Origin of the sequence: Massilimicrobiota sp. An80, from assembly GCF_002159255.1 — a bacterium.
Taxonomy (GTDB): domain Bacteria; phylum Bacillota_I; class Bacilli_A; order Erysipelotrichales; family Coprobacillaceae; genus Allocoprobacillus; species Allocoprobacillus merdigallinarum.
The window spans coordinates 47,263-66,123 of the sequence record NZ_NFHI01000001.1; the positions used below are offsets into that span (position 1 = coordinate 47,263).

The window sequence follows — 18,861 nt, forward strand, 5'->3', positions numbered from 1 at the left end:
ATGAAACAATATACTTATATGATGTTAAAACCTGATGCTTTTGTTGATCATAAAAATCAAAGAGTTCTTGAAATATTAGCTCAACATCAATTACATGTTGAAAAATCACAAGTCGTGCAGGTAGATATAGATGTCATGAAGATTTTATTGGAACATTATCATCACGTTATTGACGAAAAGGGAAAGGATTTTAATTTTCCTGCAAGATTATTTAATACTTTCTATTTTGATGGTCCTCACTATATTATGCCTATGAAAGTGAGTTATGATGGTGATGAAGATATTATTACGTATTCTCGAAAAATTGTTGGAAAGACAAATCCAATACAGGCAGATCCACAGAGTATTCGTGGAGAATTGAGTTGTGATAGCTATGAATTAGCTGATCAGGAATATCGTCTTGTTGATAATATTATTCATGCTTCATCTTCTCATGAAGATGCTCAAAAAGAGTTGATTATATGGGAGAAATTTATTCGATAAATTTTCATAATACGAAAATGAAAAGGCTTTCATTTTTATAAAAAGTGTGTTAAAATATAAGCGAAGAAAAGGAAAGAAACGAAAGGAGGTCTTAAAAATGATGGGAAGAAAAATAAAAGAAAAAACATTGTATTTAGGACTTAAATTCGTTGACAATCTTGATCTTCCAAAAGATTATAGATTGGAAAGAGATATTCTACCCCCTAACATACAATAGGCCTGGGAAAGATAGGCCGTAAATATAAAAAAGTTCATGATATAATAAAGAGTGATCATGATGGGTGAATGAGAAAGTTTATCAATTCATGATAAATGAGTAAAAAAGGACATAATGATATCGCTTTATAGAAAATATGGAAACATTATTCATGAGATTATCAATATGAAATGAAGTCTTATTGAATATTTCAAATGATATGTATGGAAATAAAAAAGAGTTTTTAAGAAATAAAACAATAAGATAGAGTTGAGTAATGATAAGCAAATAGATAATTGAGTGTCATCGTTATTTATAACATTTATATAAATAAATCACATTGAAGATAATATTTCTTCTTTAAAATAAAGGATAGAAATCAAGAAGTGAAAAACTTGATTTCTATCTTTTTTGGTAATCTAAAATAACACGGGGTTGTGGGGTTTTGGATTATAAGAAATTGTGGGAAGGCTGTTCTTCCCACAATTTTAAAACTGTATAGGAGAATCATGATCTGATGATGGGTCATGGTTCTTTTTTTCTGCTTTTTCTATCAGTTTATCTAACTTCAGATTGATTTCCTGAGTCAAGTCATCCAGTTCATCTGCATATTCGTATATCATATTGAGTCTGTATAGTATGTCTTCCAGCAGACGTTGTCTGCTGATAATGCTTACATCATGATTGTCCACAATCAGTGTATAAATCTTTTTTCTTGTCATCATTCTGTAAAATCCCCCTTGTTTTTGATTGGATACAGGTGATATGTTGAGTCTTTATTGAGACTGTACATGATTCTTGTTTTGAAACGATGCCAGTTGAGGTATCCGTTTGAACTGTGTTTCAGCAGCTTGATGGATTTGTTTCTGTTTTCAATCAGGCCGTTTGATATGCGTCTTCCATTTGCCGGCACAAATGAATTCACAATCTCATATTTCCATTTGACCAGTGTATTCCCAAAATCCATCATTTCCTTGATCTGGGAATTCCTGAAGGATATGATCAGCTCTTCTATGTTCTTCAATGCGTTTTTTTCATTGGATCTGCTGTAAAATTCATCCAGCTCATATTTAAGATCATAGGCTAGATCCAGTACAGGGTCATGTCTGACCATGAACTCAAGGATATCATAGTAGTTGTAATACCCCTCAAGGGTATGATTGTATATCTTCTTTTCGTTGGGGTCGAATATTCTATTGTCATTGGAGAAGAGCATCCAGTTGAATTTCTTTAATGCATAGTAATGCTTGGATGCTTCCTTTAACTCAAGCTTTTCAGTCTTGGTTTTTTCTTTTTTCTTCTCAAGATATTTTTTTCTGGAATAATACTTATTCATGACATCGATTCTCACTCTGTCAATTTTTCTTCCAAATTCCTGCTTCACATGAAAATGATCGGTTGCACATATTGCATTTGGAAACATGATTTTCGATACGATTCTGTATGTTTCCCACATGTCAAAGGAAACAATTTTGACATTCTTCCTTTCCTCAAGAGGAATGGAGAAGAAATAATCCATGAGTGTCTGCTTTCTTCTTGACGGAAGGACATCGACAATATTTTGTGTTTCGAAGTCGACAAGAACGCATACGTACTTACTGTGAGCAGACTTGAATGCATAGACCTCATCTATCAGCAGATACTCAGGCAGAGGTCTTCTTGATATGGAGACAAATGAGTCAAATACACGTGCAGCTGTTGTCTGGGATATGTGGTATCGTTCGGCCACATCCCTGAATGTCATGTTTGGCTTTCTCAAATCCTCCAGGATATTATATACAGTCGCCAGAGAGATTCTTGAGCCAGCAACGGTGAAGGGATTGGACTCCATAAATGTCTTATGGCATTTTGGACATCTATATCTGCGAGCTCTGTAATTGATGATGCATTTCTTGTTTGTCAGTATGGAATGGTTGATATGCTTGACACTATAGTCCTTGACTCTGTCTGTCATGTTGAGGCAGACAGGACACTGGTGGGGCTTCTTCTTCAGTGTCACATCAATATAGATACCATCCTTTTGATGATGGATATCGAATGTTTCGATATCCTTGTCCTCGATATTGAAGAAAACAAGGAAATCATTCTGGGAAATGATGCAGCTGGACATGGTCGTGGTATTATCACACATCGTCATCACCATCCAAAGCCAATAGAATCTGTAATTTCATAAAACATCCCGTCCTTTCTTTTTCTACATCTTCATGATAGAGGAAATGGAAGCAGAAAGACATAAAGGTCATGTGGTTTGAAAAGAGAAATACAGTTTTCTGGAAAATTTCTTATAGATGAGCAGTTCATCTATTGGGCAGTTGCCAAGCTTAACGATGAAATAGTATATGTGAGACAGTTCGATAATAAGATGATCTGTTGAATCAGAAAGAATGGAAACAATATCATCGAAGGAGACAGCAGATAGGAAAGGAATCATGGGAAAAAGAAGCAGCGCATGAGTTTTGCCGCAATGAGGGCATATGACTCTCTGGATGTTGATGGAGCTGTCCTTGAAGTTTCTTTTATAGTAGCCATGAACAGACAAGCCTCTATGAGAGCATTTTGGACATGACAGAAGAGACAAATCCAGTGAAAAGATAACATTGGAATAATTTTTTTGATTAATGGTATTGATTTTTCTGCTGGTTTTTAATATTATCATATTGTCGTTAGGACAAGATGAGACTCAACTTTGGTCGGGAGGGTTTCATCTTTTTTTCTTTCTATAGATTTCAGAAGATATATCCTGATAATACCATTATAGAATTTCCCGTGATTTTAAACCAGCATAAGAGAAAACAAAAAAAGAGATTTCCCGTAAAACTTATTCGTTTTGGGAAACCCCGTGACTTCTTAGACTATCAAAAAGAAAAGGTATTAACGGTTTCTATTGATATTGATACAGATCGCTTTATTCAATATATTTATAATGGTGTTATGCGTAGACGTGAATCTTCGCTAGATACCTTTATTGAAGATACTGTTAAAGATGCATTTAAACGTTTGATTTTCCCATCTGTAGAAAGAGAAGTTCGTAATGAATTAACAGAAAAAGCACAGGAACAGGCATTAAATGTTTTTTCAGTAAATTTGGAAAATCTTTTATTACAGGCACCAATGAAAGATAAATATGTATTAGGGGTTGATCCGGCTTTTAGAACAGGATGTAAATTAGCGGCTATTGATCCAACTGGTAAAGTGTTAGATATTCATAAAGTTTTCATTACTATACCTAAAGATGATTACACTAAGGATGAAAAAATATTACTGTCTATGATTCAAAAATACCAAATTGAAATTATTGCTATTGGAAATGGAACTGCCAGTCGCGAAACAGAAAGCTTTATAGCACAGTTTATTAAGAAATATAATCTAGATGTACAATATGTCATCGTGTCTGAAGCGGGAGCTAGCGTTTATTCTGCAAGTACAATTGCTAAGGAAGAATTTCCAGATTATCAGGTAGAAGAAAGGTCAGCTGTTTCTATTGCCAGACGTTTACAAGATCCTTTAGCGGAACTTGTTAAAATTGAACCAAAGGCTATTTCAGTTGGTCAATATCAACATGATATGAATCAAAAGAAATTAACAGAACAGTTAGATTTTGTGGTAGAAAAAGTTGTCAATCAGGTAGGAGTCAATATTAATACAGCGTCTCCTTCATTACTACAATATGTATCTGGTTTATCAATGTCTACAGCTAAAAATATTGTGAAATATCGTGAAGAACATGGTAAATTTACATCTCGTGAACAAATTAAAAATGTAAAAAAACTTGGAGAAAAAACATATGAATTGGCTGTTGGATTTTTAAGAATTCTATCTGGTAATGAGAAATTAGATGAAACGAGTATCCATCCAGATAATTATAATGATGCGAATCATCTTTTAGAATATCTTCATTTACAAAAAAATGATATTGGTACAAAACATGCAAAAGATGTGATTGAACAAGTATCTATTCAGCAGATTCAAGAAGATTTACACTTAGATTCTTATTTGGCTGAAGATTTAATAGAAGCTTTTATATCTCCACATCGCTCTCCTCGTGATGAATATAATGTTCCTATTTTACGAAAAGATGTTTTAAAAATTGAAGATTTGAAAAAAGGAATGAAATTACAGGGAGTTGTGAGAAATGTTGTTGATTTTGGTGCCTTTGTTGATATTGGATTAAAAAATGATGGTTTAATACATATTTCTAAAATGTCATCTCATAAAGTGAAACATGCTTTAGATGTATGTCATGTTGGAGATATTTTAGATGTATATGTATATGATGTTGATTTGAAGAAAAAAAGAGTTGCTTTATCATTAATGGAGGTGGCATAAATGCAATTTATATATTATCCGCGTTGTAGTACATGTTTAAAAGCTTTAAAAAAGCTTAAAGAAAAGGGAATAGATGTGACATTACGAGATATTGTCAATGAAACACCGACTCAAGAAGAATTAGTTTGTTGGATACGTCAAAATGGAAAAGGAATCAAACCATTTTTTAATACATCTGGAAAACTTTATCGTGAAATGAATTTAAAAGATAAAATAAATGATATGAATGAAGATGAAGCAGCATTGTTATTATCTCAAAATGGTATGTTAATCAAGCGTCCATTGCTTATTGATGGTGAAAAAATTATTATTGGATATCAAAAAGAAATTTATGAAAAATAGATTTCTTTTTTTATTATTTATTTTGAAATGATTTTATATCTGTTATACTAAAGAAAAGATAGAATGAGGTGAAAAAATATGAATCAAGAAATGAAACAAACAGTCAATGAAATCAAAAAAGCTGTTATTGGGAAAGATGAGGTTATTATTCAAATATTGGTTACTTTACTTTCTAGGGGACATATTTTGCTTGAAGACATTCCTGGTGTTGGAAAAACAAATCTAGCATTAGCATTATCAAAAAGTTTACAGCTAGATTATCACCGTATTCAATTAACACCAGATATTATGCCAAGTGATATCGTTGGATTTACGATGTATAATCCACAGACACAGCAATTTGAATATAAAGAAGGAATTGCTTTTTGTCATCTTTTATTAGCAGATGAAATGAATCGTACATCTAGTAAAACACAGGCAGCTTTATTAGAGTTGATGGAAGAAGGACAAATGACTGTAGATGGAAAAACATATATATTACCTCAGCCATTTTGTGTCATTGCTACACAGAACCCTTTTGGCTCTGCTGGAACGCAACTATTGCCTGATTCTCAAATGGATCGTTTTATGAGTCGATTAAGTTTAGGTTATCCTCAATTTGAAGAGGAAATAGAAATGATGAAACAACGTCAAAAATCTAATCCTTTAGATGATATACAATCAGTTTTATCGCCTGAGATGATACTGCAATATCAAAAGATGATTGATCAGATATATGTTCATGATGATATTTATCATTATATCATGCAAATCATTACTGCAACACGTTCACATTCTCAAATTGAACAAGGTGTATCACCACGTGGTTCTTTAGCTATCATGAAAACGGCTAAAGCCTATGCATTTTTAAATGACCGTGATTATGTGATTCCACAAGATGTCCAATATGTTGCACCAATGGTTTTGGCTCATCGTTTCATACTGACATATGAAGCTAAAATGAACAAAGTCTCTTCATATCAGATTGTAGATGAAATCTTAGAATCAGTTGGAGAACCTCAATTAAAAGTATGAAAAACTTATTAAAATATTTTTGTTTTCTTGCTTTTTTATATGGATTATGGCGTTTTGTTTCAGGGTATTTTTCATTTTTATTGTTTTTGATGGCTTTTTGTTTAATATGTATATGCCTATTGTTTAGTATTATCCCAATGCGAAAATCAACAATCTCAATAAAAATGCAACAAGCATATTGTTTGCGTGATGAAACTATTAACCTGAGTTTTTGTCGTCAAAGTGTTACACCTATCCCATGTGGTCAGATTATAATTGAATATCAAATGATAGATGCTTTTTCTCAAATTGTAGCTGAAAAAAGCGTATGTCTTCATGATCAGCAAGTAGATGTAGAGATTCCTTGTCCTCATTGTGGTCATTATACGATTCAGGTTCAGAAAATAAAATGTTTTGATTTATTACAATGTTTTTCTTTTTCAAAAACTGTATCCTTACAAAATTCATTTGATGTAATGCCACATTACCATCTTATAGATGTATCTGTTCATCAGGTTCATCAATTGGATGAACAAGGAGAAAATTATTTGACAGATCAAAAAGGTGATGATTATAGTGAAATTTTTGAGATTAGAACATATCGTGAAGGGGATGAACTTAAGCATATTCATTGGAATATGTCATCAAAATTTCAAGAGTTTTTTGTTAAGGTGGGAAGCCAACCTGTTCACGAAAATCTTACTCTTGCGATAGAATATAAAGAAAACAATACATTCTATGATTTACAGTTTGATTATTTTTATTCTTTATGTATTTCTTTATTAAAAGAGAATATTACTTTTGAAATTGTAACTTCATGTGATGTGCAAAATATGCATGTGCAATCTATACATTCTGTTGATAATCTTGCAACTACCATTCGATGGATGATGAAAAATCCTATCAAAACTTTAGATAAATCTTTCATGTCACGTTCTTTTTATCAAATAAAGGGACAGAATCTGGAGGTGTATCATTTATGAAAAAAACAATCAACTCCTTTTTTCAACAATACATCATCCATATCATTAATATTTTCATGATTATTTTAGGATGTATAGGTTTGATAGGAAATTATGATCATTCTTTATATTTTCCTGAAAACACATATATAAGTATTATTCTTTTAGGTGTGATAGGAATAGGATTTTATCTTTATTTTATTAAATATCAGACAATGCCTCAAAAACCATGTGTATTCATTTTTATCATTTTATTATTAGTGTTGATTATATTATTTCAAAGTGAGTGTCATTATTTTCTCAATAATCTTCAATCTGTTATTGAATTTGATTATTTCTTAAAATTTGATGAATTACTTCCTTTAGAACTATATAGTCGAGATATGTTTTATCAAGTTATTATATTCATAATTGGGTTGCCAGTTATCTATTTGATTGTGTCAACTGTATGTACAATGCATTTTTCGTTAATTAAAATCATCAGTTTAATTTTTCTCTTTATGTTTCCAGTATTTATTAATCATGAACTTTCTTCTCAAGAGAGTTATTGCTTTATTATCTTTATCTGTTATGCATTATTATTTACAGTGGCTTTAAAATATCAGCAAAAACAATATACCTTAAAGATTGTGATTATTATATTATTATGTATAATGTCTGTAACTGCATCTACTTATTTAGAGGGAAATCCTTTGTTTCAACAAGAATCATCATCGGTTTTATCACAAATGATTGATTGGATTGCTAACGGAAAGGGAAATCCTTTAGGAATAGCTACACAAACGGGTATGAGTCGTGATATTGATGGTTCTTTACCTACAGGCAATGTGCAACTTACTAATGGATTGGCTTTAACAGTACAATCAGATATTCCTTTTTCTTCTTATTTGAGAGCTTATTCGCTTGCTAATTACAGTGATAATGAATGGCATGAGGTTACGGAAAATTATGATAATAGTCAGTCTTTAACTATGTATAGCGATTTTTTAATGTTGAATTATTTACCATCTTTTCAAAGTGTTGAAATTCTACCACAACGTCAATATGATTTTCAATTTGTACCATACTATTTTATTGATAATGTTCAAGAGTATCCAGTTCTTTTTGATTCATATATAGAAAGTACTTCTGATTCATTGGATGTTTTATATCTTTATGAAGAAGATCCTCAATTAGGACTAGATGAAAATAGCTATTTTATTTCTGAGCAGTATGATGAAGAATATGAAGATTATGTGTATCAACATTATTTAGATGTTCCAGATGAATTAGAACAACAATTATCGCGTTTATTATATGAAAATGATATTGAATATCCATATGATTTTGATATTGCATCAACAGTCCAACAGGTGCAGGAACTTTTAGCTAAGCAAGCAGAATATGATTTGAATGCAGGAACATTACCTTTTGATAAAGATTTTGTTGAATACTTTCTGTTTGAAAATCATAAAGGAAGTTGTACTCATTTTGCGACTGCTGGAGCTTTGTTGTTAAGGGAGTTAGGTATTCCAACACGCTTTGTAAGAGGATATACAATGCTAGAAAGTGATTTTCATAATGGTGAAGCCAAAATTCCTCAATATCGTTCGCATGCCTGGATAGAAGTTTATGAAAATATGAAGGGGTGGATTCCTTATGAAATGACACCTGCAGGAAATATCGAAGAAATCAGTGATGTTCTTGATGATATAGCAAGTCAAAATCAGCAGACTGCAAATACGAGTGATGTGCCAACAACACAGCCTGAAGAAGAAACAATACAGGATACACCTGTAGATTTAGATGTTACAACAAGATCATCTCATCAAAATATATGGATTATTGCTGGGGTATTTGGAATCTTTATATTCATTGTTATTTATCGTTATTTGACAACACATTGGATGATGATCAAAACAAGACGTATGAATAACAATCAGAAAGTTTTAACTTATTATAGAAAAATAAGGGAATTATCTTCTTGGCATAATGTTGATGATGAAGATTTAAAGAATCTTGCTTATAAAGCTAAATATTCTTCTCATGAAATAAGTGATGAAGAATGGTTTCAATTCCTTCGCTGTTATCAACAATGGATTCGTCAATATAGTCAATCATTGAAATGGTATCAGAGATTTATTTTCCAATATATTTTTGGAAATAAATAAAAAGAGATTTTATGAAATGAACCTTCCTTATTTGAATGTCCAAATAAGGGGATTCACTTGATGTGAAATCTCTTTTTTATGTTTTATTTATAACGTAAATGTGTTATATCACTATAACATGGAATACCATTTTCATATGTAATCGCAACTTCGCCTTGAATCAATGGAATTAAATAGTCATAAAGTTCTTGAGTGATATCATTATGTTCATCATTGATCCATTCAACAGGAATACGTTGTTCTAAATTGGCAATTTTGAGAACATCCTTATAGGTGTACTCAACTTGATAAGGCTGATTTTGAACACGTTGGAAAGTCATCATAACACCACTGTGTCCTTCCATTGATGTTTGAACAGCCGCTTGTCCAATTTGAAATGATTCTTCTAAATCAACTTTTGAAGCAATATGCATAGCACATCTTTGTAGGACATTTAATTCGATACTACGCACTTTACATTTGAATTCCTGATAAACTAATGATTCTAGGACTTTACCAGTTCCAGAATGCAAAACATGTCCAAAAGCATCACGTTTTGTATATTTAGAATCAGCATCTAAATATTCTCCATTTTCATTTTTAATTCCTTCACTGACAGCAATAATAATATTCTTTTTATGACGAAAAACTTTACGAATATCATCTAAGAATTTTTGCGTTGAAAACGGAACTTCAGGCAAATAGATAAGGTCAGGTGCTTCATTGCATTGCGTTCTTGCTAGCGCACTGGCAGCAGTTAACCATCCAGCATTACGCCCCATAATTTCAACAATTGTAACAGCATTTAATTTATAAATTGAACTGTCATAAGCAATTTCTAACATAGAAGTTGCAACATATTTAGCAGCTGAACCAAAACCAGGAGTATGGTCAGTTCCCATTAAATCATTATCAATTGTTTTAGGAATACCAATAAAACAAATAGGGGAATGAATAGACTTGGCATAAGCTGATAGTTTTGCAACTGTATCCATAGAATCATTACCACCAATATAATAAAAATCTGTGATATGTAATTGTTCAAAAGTATGGAATAATATTTCATAAGTTTGAGGATCATCCTGATAATTGGGTAGTTTATAACGACACGAACCAAGATACATAGCAGGAGAATGTTTTAATTGTTCTAAAGCTTGTGAATCATTAAATAACTCTCCCAAATCCATATAGCGGCTTTCCAACAATCCCATAATTCCATTGACCATCCCATAAACATGGTCGAATTTTTGGCTTTTGATACATTCATGAATAATTCCTGCCAAAGATGCATTAATCGCAACGGTTGGGCCTCCCGATTGACCAATAAAACAGTTTCTTTTTTTCATGAGTAACTCCTTTCATTTTTCGACATTATTCTATCATTTTTTATATTATAAAAAAAGTGTATTTTTTGAGAAATCAAAAATATTAAAATTTTCGATTCTTTATGATGAAAATAAATTTTTCATGTGGAAATTTCTTATTGATAAGAGTATACTATATGATATAGGAGGAAAGAAAATTATGTCTAAAAAGTATTTATCAATGGATGGAAATACTGCTGCTGCACATGTCGCTTATGCATTTAGTGAAGTTGCAAGTATTTATCCAATTACACCATCTTCTCCAATGGCTGAAAATGCGGAAACATGGGCTGCTCAAGGAAAGAAAAATATTTTTGGATCAGCAGTTAATGTTATCGAAATGCAGTCAGAAGCTGGAGCTGCTGGAGCTGTACATGGAGCATTGCAAGGTGGTGCGTTAGCAACTACATTTACGGCATCTCAAGGTCTATTATTGATGATACCAAACTTGTATAAAATTCAAGGTGAATTATTGCCTGGTGTATTCCATGTTGCTGCGAGAGCTTTAGCAACACGTTCATTAAATATTTTTGGTGATCATCAGGATATATATGCATGTCGTCAAGTTGGTGCGCCTATGATTTGTTCTCATAGTGTTCAAGAAGTTATGGATTTAGGAGGAATTGCTCATTTAACTGCAATTAAGGCAAGCGTTCCTGTTATTCACTTCTTTGATGGATTTAGAACTTCTCATGAAATTCAAAAAGTAGAAGTTATGGATTATGATGTTTTAGAAAGCTTGTTAGATAAAGAGGCATTAAAAAAATTTAAAGAAAACGCATTAAATCCACATACAAATCCAATTGAACGTGGTGGTGCTGAAAATGATGATATCTATTTCCAAGGTAGAGAAGCACAAAATAAACATTATGAAGCTGTTGTTGAAATTGTTGCTGATTACATGAAAAAGATTTCAGAAATTACTGGACGTGAATATGCGCCATTTACATATTATGGAGCAAGCGATGCATCACGTGTGATCATTGCAATGGGTTCTGTAACTGAAACAATTAAAGAAACAATTGATGAAATGAATAAACGTGGTGAACGTGTTGGATTGATTAAAGTTCATTTATATCGTCCATTCTCACCAAAATATCTATTAAAAGTTTTACCAAATACTGTTGAAAAAGTTGCTGTTTTAGATCGTACAAAAGAAATGGGAGCAACTGGAGAACCATTATACTTAGATGTATGCTCTGTATTAAAAGATACAAACATCAAAGTTATTGGTGGACGTTATGGTATGGGATCTAAAGATACAACACCTGGTCAAATCAAAGCTGTATATGATCATTTATTAGATGAAGATCCATTTACATCTTTCACTATTGGTATTAATGATGATGTGACTCATTTATCATTAAAAGAAGACCCTGATTTCCATGTTAATGCTGATTATACTTCATGCTTATTCTATGGTTTAGGATCAGATGGTACAGTATCTGCTAATAAATCTTCAATTAAAATTATTGGAGATCATACCGATTTATATTCACAGGCTTACTTTGCTTATGATAGTAAAAAAGCTGGTGGAGCTACACGCTCTAACTTAAGATTTGGTCATACACCAATTCGTGCAACTTATTATGTCAATAATGCTGATTTCATTTCATGTTCATTAGATAACTATGTATTAAAATATGATATGTTGAAAAACTTAAAGAATGGTGGAACATTCTTATTAAATACAGAATTTGATGAAAAAGAAATTGTTGATTATTTACCAAATAAATTAAAGAAACAATTAGCTGATAAAAATGCTAAATTCTATATCATTAATGCAACAAAGATTGCTAGTGAAATTGGTATGGGAAGACATACAAATACAATTCTTCAATCTGCATTCTTTGCTTTAAACCCACAAATTTTACCAGTTGATAAAGCTGTTGAATATATGAAAGCAATGGCTAAGAAAACATATGGTAAAAAAGGTGATGCTGTTGTAGAAATGAACTACAAAGCTATTGATGCAGGAAAAGATGCTATTGTTGAAGTTCCTGTTGATGCAAGCTGGTCTGATTTAACAGTGACTGCTACAAGAGCAAGAACTGGTGATGATTACTTTGATAATTTCGTTGCACCAATCAATGCCTTAGATGGTTATGATTTACCTGTTTCTGCATTTATGGATAAATTAGATGGTTCAATGAAATCTGGTATTGCGATTAAAGAAAAACGTGCGATTGCTATTGATGTACCACGTTGGGAAAAAGAAAACTGTATCCAATGTAATAACTGTGTTATGGTATGTCCTCATGCAACAATTCGTGCTTTCTTAATTGATGAAGATGAAATGAAAGCTATGCCAGAAGATATTTCAAATGATGTTTTAAAACCAATTGGTAGAAATGTAGATGGATTGGTTTATCGTATTCAAGTTTCTCCAGATAACTGTGTTGGTTGTGGATTATGTGTGACTGAATGTCCAGGTAAAGCTGGAAAGAAAGCTTTATCTATGGTGCCAGTAAAAGAAGAATTACCACATGCTTCTTTAGCTGATCATATTTATTCAAAAGTGACATATAAAGCTGATCGTTATCCAACAACAACAGTTAAAGGTGTTGGATTTATGCGTCCATACTTTGAAGTATCTGGTGCTTGTGGTGGATGTGGTGAAACACCTTATTATCGTTTGGCTTCTCAATTATTTGGAGCAGATATGAGAATTGCAAATGCAACTGGATGTAGTTCAATTTATAGTGGTTCTACACCATCAACACCTTGTACAATTGATGAAAATGGACAAGGACCTGCATGGGCTAACTCATTATTTGAAGATAATGCTGAATATGGATTTGGTATGAAATTAGCTGAAAATTATATGGCTAAACGTATCTTAGAAATCATTGAAGCAAATAAAGCTGAATGTGAACCTGAACTTCAAACTGTATTAGAACAATATGCAAATGTCAAAGGTCAAAGAGTTGAAGAAAGAAAACTTTATGATCAATTAGTATCTTTAGTAGAAGCTTCAAAATGTGAAGGTATCAAAGAATTATTAGATATGAAAGGTGAACTTGTCACTAAATCTCAATGGATTATTGGTGGAGATGGATGGGCTTATGACATCGGTTATGGTGGATTAGATCATGTTATCGCTAATAATCAAAATGTTAATATCTTAGTTCTTGATACAGAAGTTTATTCAAATACTGGTGGACAATCTTCAAAATCTTCACAAGCTGGTTCTATCGCTAAATTCACTGCTGGTGGTAAAACAGTAGCCAAGAAAGATTTAGCACAGATTGCTATGGCATATGGACATGTTTATGTAGCACAAGTGGCTATGGGAGCTAATCCAATGCAAACAATTAAAGCATTCAAAGAAGCTGAAGCTTATGATGGACCATCATTAATTATTGCTTATTCTCCATGTATGGAACATGGTATTAAAGGTGGTCTTGCAAATCATCAACAACAACAAAAACATGCTGTTGAATGTGGATACTTCAACTTATTAAGATATGATCCTCGTTTAGAAGAACAAGGAAAGAATCCATTACAGTTAGATTCTAAAGAACCTGATTTCACAAAATTCAAAGATTTCTTATTAAGTGAAAACAGATTTGCACAATTATCTAAAGTCAATCCAGAACATGCTGAAGGATTAATGGATAAATGTGAAAAAGACGCTATGAAACGTCGTCATCGTTTGGATGTTATGGCAAGTGAATAGTCAAAATGAAAGATTGAAAGTGAGAGTACTTTCAATCTTTTTTTGACATCATTTTTAATTCCATTTCTCTATAATGAAAGAGGGTGGAAAAAATGAATGTCTATATAGAAATTACGTATTTTATGAATGCTTTATTAATATTACTGAGTTTTGAAATATTATCTTTTTTATTAAATATACGCATAACAAAGAAAAGATTATGTTTATATGTTTTGACTTACAATATTTCATTTGTTTTTTTATTTATTGATTTATTTACTGGGTTTATTCTTTTATATGATTTTATATTGACATTTTTTTATTTTAAACGGTCTGTCTATATATATTATCCTATATATCTTTTTATATACTTTTCGATATTATCATTTGTTCAATGGTTATTACCATCGTCTATTATTTTTCAAGGTGTTTTATTGATGGAAGGCTATCATATACGATATATCATGATTATTGCAGTTTTAGTTATTTTGATTAGCTATTTCTATATAGATTTATGCCGTCATCGTATTCATCAGCAAATGGTTAAAGTCTGTTTTCAAGGACACCAATGTTATGGTTTTATTGATAATGGTAATCAGGTCACATATCATGGTTATCCAGTTATTTTTATCAATCAAAGATTTGCCGGTGACTATACTGTTATTGATAATATTTGGATTGAAACTGCGAGTCAGCAGGAAAAAATTGATTTAATTTTATTGCCTGATATTACAATTCATCATCAAACATTACACGATGTTTATGCTGGAATTATATCATCGAATCAGTATGATTGCATTTTAAATCAACAGTTAATGGGAGGATTATTATGATCTTATTATTATTGAAGGAATGGGTATTAAAAAGAAAATCACTTTTCTATATTGGTAGACATGATGTTTTAAAAGCACCATTAAAAGGTAAAGAAGAAAAAGAAGCTTTATTGAAATTACAAAATGGTGATGAAAAAGCAAAGGATTTATTAATTGAACATAATTTAAGGCTCGTTGTCTATGTGGCTAAAAAATATGATTCTATGCAAAATGGTAGCATAGAAGATTTAATTAGTATTGGAACGATTGGTTTAGTTAAAGCAGTGAATACTTTTAATATGGATAAAAACATTAAATTAGCAACTTATGCATCACGTTGTATTGAAAATGAAATTTTAATGTTCTTAAGAAAAAATAATAAACTCAGACAAGAAATCTCTTTAGATGAACCATTGAATGTTGACTATGATGGTAATGAATTATTATTATCTGATATCATTGGTACGGATAAAGACATTGTACAAGATGAAATAGAACATAATGATCAAAAAGAAAAATTTTATCATGCTTTACATTATTTAAATCCAAGAGAACAACAGATTCTTATGATGCGTTATGGTTTGATTGGTCATGAGGAATTAACACAAAAGGATGTGGCAGAAATATTAGGTATTTCACAATCATATATATCTAGACTTGAAAAGAAAATTATTAGAAAATTAAGAAATAAATTGAAAGATGATGAATAATGTCAAATAAAATGGTGAAACTCTGATATGAGGAGTTGAATCCATGTCAAAATATAAAGTAGAACTGAATGGAACAAATATTGAAAATTATGAAAAATTATCTCATCAACAAACAATAGAATTATTGAAAACATATCATCAAAATCATGATTCCTGTATAAAAGAAAAATTGGTTCTCTCTAATTTAAAACTTGTTTTATCACTTGTTCAAAAATACCAACAAAGAGTGAATAATTTAGATGATTTATTTCAAGTTGGAGTAATTGGTTTAATGAAGGCCATAGATCATTTTAATACGAATTTAGAAGTTCGTTTTTCAACATATGCTGTTCCGCTTATACAAGGTGAGATGAAACGTTATTTAAGAGAAAATTCTCTTATGCGAATTCCAAGATCGTTACGAGATGTTGCTTATAAAGCGCTTTTGGTTAATGAAGAATATATGAAAAAATATAATCGAGAAGCATCTATAAAAGAATTATCTCAACGTTTAAATGTTGATGAATATACGTTAGTTGAAGCATTATCTTCTACTCACAGTGTGACATCATTATCACAGGAAGTCCAAAATGATGGCAATGGACCCATTGATTTAGAAAGTCAGATACCAGATAACCATAGTCATATGGAAGATATTCAAAAGACAATAGATTTACAAAAAGCCATGCATCATTTAGATCAAAAAGAAATGCAAATCATTCATGAACGTTATTTTCAAGGTTTAACACAGAGCGAAATTGCTAAAGATTTAATGATTTCTCAAGCACAAGTTTCTCGTATTGAAAAACAGGCTTTATCACATTTAAAGAAATATATGATAGGATAAAAGCATATATTAAAGTGGTGATAAAATGCGCTTTTTAACTTTACAAAGTAAAGATGTCATTGATGCCTCATCAGGTTGTAAGATTGGTTATGTTGTTGATTTGGAAATTGATCCTTGTTGTCAATGTATACAGGCTTTAATTGTTGAACGTTTTTCAGCATTTAAATTCATATGTTTTTTTAAAGGACCACCAGCTTTGGTTATACCTATTCAACATATTATTACCATTGGTGAAGATGTTATTTTGGTACATGTTGAATGTCAATAAATGGTATGAAGAAGGTGATATTTCCCGTATTTTCCTCTTTTTTTCATACACATTATATGGTATAATTATATAAAGATTGTAAGGAGGTTACCTCATGGGATACGGAGAAAAAGTAAAAAAATGGTTTTTTGAAGAAGATGATGATGACGTTTATGAAAATGAAGAAATAGATACTGAAGAAGAAAGTGTAAAATCAACAAGTTTATTTGAAAAAGCAAAATCTACAAAAACAACTGATGCTATGAAAGCATTAAGTGCAAATAAAGATAGTCATTTGATTTTATTTGAACCACGTGCATATAGTGAAACTCAGGAAATTGCAACGTATTTAAAACAAAAAAGAGCTGCAGTTGTGAATTTGCATCGTTTACAGAAAGAACAGTCTAAACGTGTTATTGATTTTTTAAGTGGTGTTATTTTTGCGATTGAAGGAGATATTCAACAAATCGGACCTAAAATTTTCTTATGTACTCCTAAGAATATTGGCGTTTCTGGCAATATTACAATGGATGATTCTGAAACTGATGAATAAACAAGTATTAGTAAGTGAAAAACTTGCTAATACTTTCTTTTTGAATGATGTTAGAACATTTTAAAGGCGACGAAGTTTTTGTTAAGAAAATTTTAGACTATCAATTTCAGGCACTGCATCATCAAAGAATGGTATTAACACCTTTCTATAATCCTCATGAACAGGAGATAGTAAGAAGTGTTATCGGTAAAGAGCTGAAAGTCTTAAGTTATGGTGGTTTTACAAATGCTGAAAATCAGCGTATGATTATTTGTCCAGATTTTTATGAAATTGAAAAGTCTGACTTTGAAATTCAATTGGTTGAAGTCATATATCGCCAGCAATTTGGACGCATTCAGCACAAGGATATTTTAGGAGCTTTAATGAATTTGGGTATAAAAAGGGAGTGTATTGGTGATATTTTTGATGGAGAGCGTTGTTTTTTTGCTTGTACAAAACAAACTTATCCTTATATTATCCAAACATTAAAACAAATAAAAAAATCAAAAATAAAGCTTCAAGAATGTCATGAAGATATTGAAATTGTACATGACTATACATCTCGTTCTTTTATTTTATCGAGTATGCGTTTGGATAAAGTGGTATCAACGATGTTTAAAGTACCACGTGCTTTAGCTAGTGAAGCTATTCGTAATGGACATGTCAAAGTCAATTATAAAATTGTTGAAGAAGTGAGTTATTTGTGTCATAATAGTGATATGGTATCTTTCAAACATCATGGACGTGTTAAAATTGTGGATGAAAATAAGCAAACAAGACAGGGAAATTATGTTGTAAGTGGATACTTTTATAAGTGAGGTGGAAGGATTGGAACAATTTGATAAGCAATTTCGTGGTTATAACATTGCTGAAGTCAATGATCGTATTGGTGAATTAAAACAGGAAATTGAAAAACAAAAGGAAAAGATTCAGTCAATGGAAGAAGAAATGACTGAATTAAAAGAACAAAACACTTTACTTACAAAACAAATATCTGTACATGAGAAAACTAACGAAGAAATTGCGCGTTTGGCTTTAAAAGAAGCAAGTGAATTGATTGAAAAAGCCAAAAGAAATGCCAATATGATTCTTAAAGAATCAATGGAATATGTGCGTGGTTTGTCAAAAGATATGGATACGTTTAAACAGGAAGCTATTGATTTTAGAGCAAATGTTGTAAAAATGAGCGAAGAAATGCTAGAAACTATTGACAAATCTGAAATTTTCAGTTTAATTAAAGAAGAACAAGAAAACAAATACAATGACAAGGACAGTTTATAA

Annotated in this window: 17 protein-coding genes, 1 pseudogene and 1 other annotated feature (1 of these 19 only partly in view); of the genes and pseudogenes, 14 read left to right on the plus strand and 4 right to left on the minus strand. The window is 31.3% G+C overall.

Annotated elements, in window-relative coordinates:
* Positions 1–483, plus strand: a complete 483-nt coding sequence (locus B5G32_RS00295; RefSeq protein ID WP_087245498.1) for a nucleoside-diphosphate kinase — start codon at positions 1–3, stop codon at positions 481–483.
* Positions 484–1,167: 684 nt separating this feature from the next.
* Here the strand turns inward: B5G32_RS00295 and B5G32_RS00300 are convergent.
* The 3 genes from B5G32_RS00300 to B5G32_RS14340 form a co-directional block, all read right to left on the minus strand.
* The gene (locus tag B5G32_RS00300) at positions 1,168–1,404 is read right to left on the minus strand and encodes a hypothetical protein (protein WP_087358087.1); all 237 of its coding nucleotides are present in this window, start codon (positions 1,402–1,404) and stop codon (positions 1,168–1,170) included.
* The gene (locus tag B5G32_RS00305; RefSeq protein ID WP_143746539.1) at positions 1,401–2,810 is read right to left on the minus strand and encodes an ISL3 family transposase; all 1,410 of its coding nucleotides are present in this window, start codon (positions 2,808–2,810) and stop codon (positions 1,401–1,403) included. Before B5G32_RS00305 ends, B5G32_RS00300 begins: the two co-directional genes overlap by 4 nt.
* Positions 2,811–2,918: 108 nt before the next feature.
* Positions 2,919–3,335, minus strand: coding sequence for a DUF6431 domain-containing protein (locus tag B5G32_RS14340; RefSeq protein ID WP_353477938.1), 417 nt, complete (start codon positions 3,333–3,335; stop codon positions 2,919–2,921).
* A gap of 200 nt (positions 3,336–3,535) precedes the next feature.
* Between B5G32_RS14340 and B5G32_RS00310 the strand changes: the two are divergent.
* The 5 genes and pseudogenes from B5G32_RS00310 to B5G32_RS00330 all read left to right on the plus strand — a co-directional run.
* Positions 3,536–5,005: pseudogene (locus B5G32_RS00310) on the plus strand (helix-hairpin-helix domain-containing protein); the annotation flags it as partial.
* On the plus strand, positions 5,006–5,347 hold the full coding sequence (locus B5G32_RS00315; RefSeq protein WP_087935459.1) for an arsenate reductase family protein: 342 nt from the start codon (positions 5,006–5,008) through the stop codon (positions 5,345–5,347).
* Positions 5,348–5,425: 78 nt separating this feature from the next.
* The gene (locus tag B5G32_RS00320) at positions 5,426–6,361 is read left to right on the plus strand and encodes an AAA family ATPase (RefSeq protein ID WP_087298003.1); all 936 of its coding nucleotides are present in this window, start codon (positions 5,426–5,428) and stop codon (positions 6,359–6,361) included.
* Between the two features lie 119 nt (positions 6,362–6,480).
* On the plus strand, positions 6,481–7,323 hold the full coding sequence (locus B5G32_RS00325) for a DUF58 domain-containing protein (RefSeq protein WP_204209549.1): 843 nt from the start codon (positions 6,481–6,483) through the stop codon (positions 7,321–7,323).
* Positions 7,320–9,452: a transglutaminase-like domain-containing protein gene (locus B5G32_RS00330; RefSeq protein WP_087935461.1), complete on the plus strand. Its 2,133-nt coding sequence runs from the start codon at positions 7,320–7,322 to the stop codon at positions 9,450–9,452. The genes B5G32_RS00325 and B5G32_RS00330 overlap by 4 nt, the downstream gene beginning before the upstream one ends.
* Before the next feature lie 83 nt (positions 9,453–9,535).
* Here B5G32_RS00330 and B5G32_RS00335 read toward each other — a convergent pair whose 3' ends face one another.
* Entirely contained in the window at positions 9,536–10,777 is a 1,242-nt protein-coding gene (locus tag B5G32_RS00335; protein WP_087245113.1) for a 6-phosphofructokinase, read from the minus strand.
* Between the two features lie 178 nt (positions 10,778–10,955).
* Between B5G32_RS00335 and nifJ the strand changes: the two genes are divergently transcribed.
* The 8 genes from nifJ (at position 10,956) to B5G32_RS00375 (ending at position 18,861) form a co-directional block, all read left to right on the plus strand.
* Positions 10,956–14,474 carry a pyruvate:ferredoxin (flavodoxin) oxidoreductase gene (gene nifJ, locus B5G32_RS00340; protein ID WP_087245112.1) on the plus strand — a complete coding sequence of 1,173 codons (3,519 nt, stop codon included), beginning with the start codon at positions 10,956–10,958 and terminating at the stop codon, positions 14,472–14,474.
* 416 nt (positions 14,475–14,890) lie between these two features.
* Complete coding sequence (locus B5G32_RS14070) at positions 14,891–15,286, plus strand: hypothetical protein (protein WP_224759443.1); 396 nt, start codon at positions 14,891–14,893, stop codon at positions 15,284–15,286.
* Positions 15,283–15,975, plus strand: coding sequence for an RNA polymerase sporulation sigma factor SigK (gene sigK / locus B5G32_RS00350; protein ID WP_087245110.1), 693 nt, complete (start codon positions 15,283–15,285; stop codon positions 15,973–15,975). The genes B5G32_RS14070 and sigK overlap by 4 nt, the downstream gene beginning before the upstream one ends.
* Positions 15,976–16,018: 43 nt before the next feature.
* Positions 16,019–16,801, plus strand: a complete 783-nt coding sequence (locus B5G32_RS00355; RefSeq protein WP_087935463.1) for a sigma-70 family RNA polymerase sigma factor — start codon at positions 16,019–16,021, stop codon at positions 16,799–16,801.
* Between the two features lie 25 nt (positions 16,802–16,826).
* On the plus strand, positions 16,827–17,069 hold the full coding sequence (locus B5G32_RS00360; protein ID WP_087245108.1) for a YlmC/YmxH family sporulation protein: 243 nt from the start codon (positions 16,827–16,829) through the stop codon (positions 17,067–17,069).
* 94 nt (positions 17,070–17,163) lie between these two features.
* Complete coding sequence (locus B5G32_RS00365; protein ID WP_087245107.1) at positions 17,164–17,601, plus strand: cell division protein SepF; 438 nt, start codon at positions 17,164–17,166, stop codon at positions 17,599–17,601.
* A gap of 47 nt (positions 17,602–17,648) precedes the next feature.
* Positions 17,649–18,398 (plus strand): YlmH family RNA-binding protein, encoded by a 750-nt coding sequence (locus B5G32_RS00370; RefSeq protein WP_087935501.1) that lies wholly within the window; start codon positions 17,649–17,651, stop codon positions 18,396–18,398.
* Between the two features lie 10 nt (positions 18,399–18,408).
* Positions 18,409–18,861: a DivIVA domain-containing protein gene (locus B5G32_RS00375; protein WP_087304733.1), complete on the plus strand. Its 453-nt coding sequence runs from the start codon at positions 18,409–18,411 to the stop codon at positions 18,859–18,861.
* Positions 18,833–18,861, plus strand: a binding site (T-box leader) (it continues 177 nt past the right edge of the window). (Overlaps the previous gene by 29 nt.)

What these genes read in the sequence shown, in the direction of transcription:
- B5G32_RS00295 (WP_087245498.1), top strand. Translation starts at nt 1, where the DNA reads ATGAAACAATATACTTATATGATGTTAAAACCTGATGCTTTTGTTGAT.
- B5G32_RS00300 (WP_087358087.1), bottom strand. Translation starts at nt 1,404, where the DNA reads ATGATGACAAGAAAAAAGATTTATACACTGATTGTGGACAATCATGAT.
- B5G32_RS00305 (WP_143746539.1), bottom strand. Translation starts at nt 2,810, where the DNA reads ATGTGTGATAATACCACGACCATGTCCAGCTGCATCATTTCCCAGAAT.
- B5G32_RS14340 (WP_353477938.1), bottom strand. Translation starts at nt 3,335, where the DNA reads ATGATAATATTAAAAACCAGCAGAAAAATCAATACCATTAATCAAAAA.
- B5G32_RS00315 (WP_087935459.1), top strand. Translation starts at nt 5,006, where the DNA reads ATGCAATTTATATATTATCCGCGTTGTAGTACATGTTTAAAAGCTTTA.
- B5G32_RS00320 (WP_087298003.1), top strand. Translation starts at nt 5,426, where the DNA reads ATGAATCAAGAAATGAAACAAACAGTCAATGAAATCAAAAAAGCTGTT.
- B5G32_RS00330 (WP_087935461.1), top strand. Translation starts at nt 7,320, where the DNA reads ATGAAAAAAACAATCAACTCCTTTTTTCAACAATACATCATCCATATC.
- B5G32_RS00335 (WP_087245113.1), bottom strand. Translation starts at nt 10,777, where the DNA reads ATGAAAAAAAGAAACTGTTTTATTGGTCAATCGGGAGGCCCAACCGTT.
- nifJ (WP_087245112.1), top strand. Translation starts at nt 10,956, where the DNA reads ATGTCTAAAAAGTATTTATCAATGGATGGAAATACTGCTGCTGCACAT.
- B5G32_RS14070 (WP_224759443.1), top strand. Translation starts at nt 14,891, where the DNA reads ATGGAAGGCTATCATATACGATATATCATGATTATTGCAGTTTTAGTT.
- sigK (WP_087245110.1), top strand. Translation starts at nt 15,283, where the DNA reads ATGATCTTATTATTATTGAAGGAATGGGTATTAAAAAGAAAATCACTT.
- B5G32_RS00355 (WP_087935463.1), top strand. Translation starts at nt 16,019, where the DNA reads ATGTCAAAATATAAAGTAGAACTGAATGGAACAAATATTGAAAATTAT.
- B5G32_RS00360 (WP_087245108.1), top strand. Translation starts at nt 16,827, where the DNA reads ATGCGCTTTTTAACTTTACAAAGTAAAGATGTCATTGATGCCTCATCA.
- B5G32_RS00365 (WP_087245107.1), top strand. Translation starts at nt 17,164, where the DNA reads ATGGGATACGGAGAAAAAGTAAAAAAATGGTTTTTTGAAGAAGATGAT.
- B5G32_RS00370 (WP_087935501.1), top strand. Translation starts at nt 17,649, where the DNA reads ATGTTAGAACATTTTAAAGGCGACGAAGTTTTTGTTAAGAAAATTTTA.